The sequence below is a fragment of the Mesorhizobium sp. M7A.F.Ca.CA.002.09.1.1 genome (assembly GCF_003998555.1).
Taxonomy (GTDB): domain Bacteria; phylum Pseudomonadota; class Alphaproteobacteria; order Rhizobiales; family Rhizobiaceae; genus Mesorhizobium; species Mesorhizobium ciceri.
On record NZ_RZRR01000705.1, the window covers coordinates 1 to 3003 of the forward strand.

The 3003-nt window shown below is 66.6% G+C and carries 2 protein-coding genes; both read left to right on the plus strand.

Annotated features, from left to right (window positions below; all coding sequences use genetic code 11):
- Positions 1 to 1450: heparinase II/III family protein (locus EN994_RS24800; protein ID WP_127307879.1), on the plus strand; the 1450-nt coding region annotated here is incomplete at its 5' end.
- A gap of 86 nt (positions 1451 to 1536) precedes the next feature.
- Positions 1537 to 3003: bifunctional phosphoribosylaminoimidazolecarboxamide formyltransferase/IMP cyclohydrolase (purH, locus tag EN994_RS24805; protein ID WP_127307880.1), on the plus strand; the 1467-nt coding region annotated here is incomplete at its 3' end.

The following is a 3003-nucleotide window of genomic DNA, read 5'->3' on the forward strand; positions in this document are numbered from 1 at the left end:
GCAGAAGACGCTGCACGGCTTTCGCTGGCTGCGCCATATGCGCGCCGCCGGCACGGAGCTTGCCGCTGCCAATGCCCGCGCCCTGGTCTCCGATTGGATCACCATGCGTGGCAGCCATATTTCCGGCATCGCCTGGGAGCCCGGCACGACGGCCAAGCGCATCATCGCCTGGTTGCAGCACTCCTCGGTCGTATTGCAGGGCGCCGAGTTCCCTTTCTACCGCGCCTTCCTGAAGTCGGTTGCCATGCAGATCCGCTATCTCAGGTCGATGGCGCGCGAAATGCCCGACGGCAAGGACAGGCTGCGGGCCCGCATCGCGCTCGCCTTCGCTGCCTTGTCCCTGCCGGCGCCGGCATCGGCGCTGCGTGGCGCGACCCGCAACCTTGCCGAGGAACTCGACCGCCAGATCCTCGCCGATGGCGGGCACATTTCGCGCAATCCGATGGTCGTCCTGGAAATCCTCGCCGACCTTCTGCCGCTGCGCCAGACCTATGCCAACCAGGCGGAAACGCCGCCGCAGGCGCTGATCGGCGCCATCGACCGCATGCTGCCGGCGCTGCGCTTCTTCCGCCATCAGGATGGCAGCCTCGCCCGCTTCAACGGCATGGGCGCCACCATCCACGACCGCATCGCCACCATCCTGCGCCACGACGACACCGCTGGCGCGCCGCTGCTGCATGCGCCGCATTCCGGCTATGAGCGCCTGTCTATGGGCGGCACCACGGTCATCGCCGACACCGGCCCGCCGCCGCCGGTCGACGTGTCCAATGCCGCACATGCCAGCTGCCTTGCCTTCGAACTGTCGTCCGGGCGCCAGCACTACATCGTCAATGCCGGCATCGACACCTACGGCGCGGCTGAATTCCGGCCGCTGGCGCGCGCCACCGCCGCGCACTCGACCGCCACCATCAACGACACCTCGTCGGCGCGCTTCAGCCACTCGTTGCGCGTCAACGACCTGCTCGGTTCGCCGTTGATCGGCGGCCCGCAGCATGTGCAGTGCAAGCGCACCGATCAGAAAGGCGTTCAGGGTTTCATCGCCCGCCATGACGGCTATGTCGCGCGCTTTGGTTTCCTGCATGAGCGCGAGCTGAAGCTGTCGTCGAACGGCAATGTGCTGGCCGGCCGGGACCGCTTCCAGCGCCCCGGCAGTGCCGCGATCCGCAACAATGGCCGCGACTTCGTCACCGTCCGCTTCCACGTTCATCCCGATGTCAACCTTTTGCAGGACGAGCATGACCGCCTGGTGCTGGCCGCCGATCAGGCCGACACCTGGGTGTTCACATCGGCCGAAGTGGTGCCGGAGGTCGAGGAATCGATCTATTTCGCCGGTCTTGGCGGCCCGCGCCGCAGCCGCCAGATCGTGCTTGCCTTCAAGGCCTCGGAAATCGCCGAAGTCCACTGGCAGCTGACCCGCACCAGCATCGCCGGTTATCCGGAAAACAACTGACCTACCTGACCGCCGGTTTGATTTCCGCGCGGCATGTGCTACGGGCGCGGGCATCCACCACACCAGTCGTGAAAGGCCGCCAGCCCATGGCCGTCGCCGCCAAGAACATTCCCGCACCAGACCTGGTTCCCGTGCGCCGCGCCCTGCTCTCCGTTTTCGACAAAACCGGCCTCATCGATTTCGCCAAGGCGCTGGCAGCCGCAGGCGTCGAGCTGGTCTCGACCGGCGGCACGGCAAAGGCGATCTCTGACGCGGGCCTTCCGGTGCGCGACGTCTCCGAGCTCACCGGCTTTCCCGAGATCATGGATGGCCGCGTCAAGACCTTGCATCCCGGCGTGCATGGCGCGCTGCTTGGCGTGCGCGACGATCCGGAGCATTCAGCGGCAATGCGCAAATACGGCATCGAGCCGATCGATCTCGTCGTCTCCAATCTCTATCCGTTCGAGGAGGTCCGCCGCTCCGGCGCCGACTACGCATCGATCGTCGAGAACATCGACATTGGCGGCCCGGCCATGATCCGCGCCTCGGCCAAGAACCACGCCTATGTCGCCATCGTCACCGATCCCGGCGACTATGCCTCGGTGCTGAACGCGCTGGAGATGAACATCGGCTCGCTGTCGCTGGATTTCCGCAAGAAGCTGGCCGCCAAGGCCTTCGCCCGCACCGCCAGCTATGACGCGGCGATCTCCGGCTGGTTCGCCGAAGCGCTCGAGATCGAACACCCGACGTGGCGTGCCTTTGGCGGCAGGCTGGTCGAGGTGATGCGCTATGGCGAGAACCCGCATCAGAGCGCCGGCTTCTATATCGATGGCGACAAGCGGCCGGGCGTCGCCACGGCGCGTCAGTTGCAGGGCAAGCAGCTGTCCTACAACAACATCAACGACACCGACGCCGCCTTCGAGCTGGTCGGCGAGTTCGATCCGGCGCGTTCCGCCGCCGTCGCCATCATCAAGCACGCCAACCCGTGCGGCGTTGCCGAAGGCACCTCGCTGAAAGCCGCCTACGCCAAGGCGCTCGCCTGCGACCCGGTTTCGGCCTTCGGCGGCATCGTCGCGGTCAACCGCACCCTCGACGCCGAGGCGGCGGAAGAGATCGTAAAAACCTTCACCGAAGTCATCATAGCGCCCGGCGCCACTGACGAGGCAGCGGCCATCGTCGCGGCGAAGAAGAATTTGCGCCTGCTGGTCACCGGTGGGCTGCCGGATCCGCGCACGCCGGGCACGACGGTCAAATCCGTCGCCGGCGGTCTGCTCATCCAGGGCCGGGACAACGCTGTCGTCGACGACCTCGAACTGAAAGTGGTGACCAAGAGGGCGCCGACGCCGGTCGAAATGGCCGACCTGAAATTCGCCTTCCGCATCGCCAAGCACGTCAAGTCCAACGCCATCGTCTACGTCAGGGACGGCGCCACCGTCGGCATCGGCGCCGGCCAGATGAGCCGGGTCGACTCCTCACGCATCGCTGCCCGCAAGGCACTCGACGCCGCCGAGGCCGCCGGCCTTGCCGAACCGCTGACCAAGGGCTCGGTCGTCGCCTCCGACGCCTTCTTCCCC